This window comes from Bacillus sp. GMa5/1 (genome assembly GCF_050172015.1).
GTDB lineage: Bacteria > Bacillota > Bacilli > Bacillales > Bacillaceae_G > Bacillus_A > Bacillus_A cereus.
The window spans coordinates 1-1634 of the sequence record NZ_JBNLYC010000380.1 but is presented as its reverse complement, the minus strand read 5'-3'; the positions used below and the strand labels follow the sequence as shown (position 1 = coordinate 1634).

Below are 1634 nucleotides of genomic sequence, written 5' to 3'. Positions count from 1 at the left end.
TATTTACATTTAAACTTTGTAATACATTCTAAGAGTTAGTATAATCTACTTATTTAGTAATTTGGCTCTTAATATCCTACATAAGTCACCCTTGGAGGAAATCGAATGAAACTATATGATATTATGAAAATCCCTATCTTCGATCAAGCTAAGCTTATCGCTGGTCATAAGGGTGTAGAACAAGAAGTTTATACCGTTAATATGATGGATGCACCTGATATTATTCATTTCTTAAAGAGAAACGAATTGCTAGTTACAAGTGCATATCATTTTAAAGACGATATGTATGCATTACGAGAACTTATCATACAAATGAAGAAACAAGGTTGTACAGCATTAGGTATAAAAACTAAACGGTTTTTACAAGAAATACCCGAAGAAATTATTTCATTAGCAGATGAAATTTATTTTCCAATTATTGAGCTCCCATTTGACATAGGACTAGGAGATCTTGTAAATCAAACCTTAAGTTATATTCTGGATATGCGAACTAATGAATTACATCAAGCAATGCAAATACATCAACAATTTTCAAATCATATTATAAGTGGAAAAGGCATAAATATGATTTTGGAAAATTTATCATCACTAATTCAGTTACCAGTAGTACTACTTGACTATCACTTACGCCCTATTTCCGAACACAATAACACTAAAGCATCTATTCAAAATTTAAAGAAGTTTTTTATAAACGGGCGTAAACTACCGTTATCAACAATAGAAATTGTTACTTTTTCTCTTCTTACTAAAACTCGTGATACAGTTTCAATTTTTCCCATTTATACACAGAATAATCAATACAGCTATTTAGTTATAGACGGCTTTATTTCACCTTTAAATCGTTCAATGGTATTGGCTGTTGAACAAGCTGCAAACGTCCTTGCTTTTGAATTAATAAAAGAACATTCTTTAAGACAATACTCAAGACGCATTCAGGATGAATTTTTTACGAATGTAATTAATAGTGTTTTCTCTACTCAAGATGAAATTATTAATCTAGGAAAAGAATTTAATTTATCATTTGATCAAAAATATATTTGTATTATAGGAAAAATAGATATAAAAGAATTCACTATGTCATTTATGGAATATCAAGAAGAAAAGGATCTTATATATGACTTGATAGAGGAAGAACCAAATTCTTATACTGCAAATGTTCATTTATTCATAAAAGATGATATGTATGTTTTGTTGGTGAATTGTGATGGCATTTGGAGACAAATTGAAAAAGAACGAATGATCTCTTTATTAAAAAACATACAGGTGAAAATCTATACATATTTTCAAAAAAGCATATCTTTTGGAATTGCTAATTCTAGCGAACAATTGTTACATATATCTCATTCATTTAAAGAAGCAACAGATGCATTTTACTACGGTGAAATATCAGGGAGTAAAGAATTTATTGAGATATATCAAGCAAAAGAAATCTCAGCGATTTTACGTATGATTCCACAAGAACAATTAAAAAGGTTCTATGAGAGCACACTACATTCACTTGCAAATGAAAATGAGAAAGATCATGCTGTACTATTGCACACGTTATCTGTTTATTTAGAAACTCATTGTGCAATATCCGAAACTGCTAAACGTTTATTTTTACACCGTAATACCGTTATTTATCGTTTAGAGAA

At 29.3% G+C, this 1634-nt stretch carries 1 protein-coding gene; it reads left to right on the top strand.

Going from position 1 to position 1634, the window contains the following annotated elements:
* Positions 1–105: 105 nt before the first annotated feature.
* Positions 106–1634: PucR family transcriptional regulator (locus tag ACQGSG_RS28785; protein WP_426948715.1), on the top strand; the 1529-nt coding region annotated here is incomplete at its 3' end.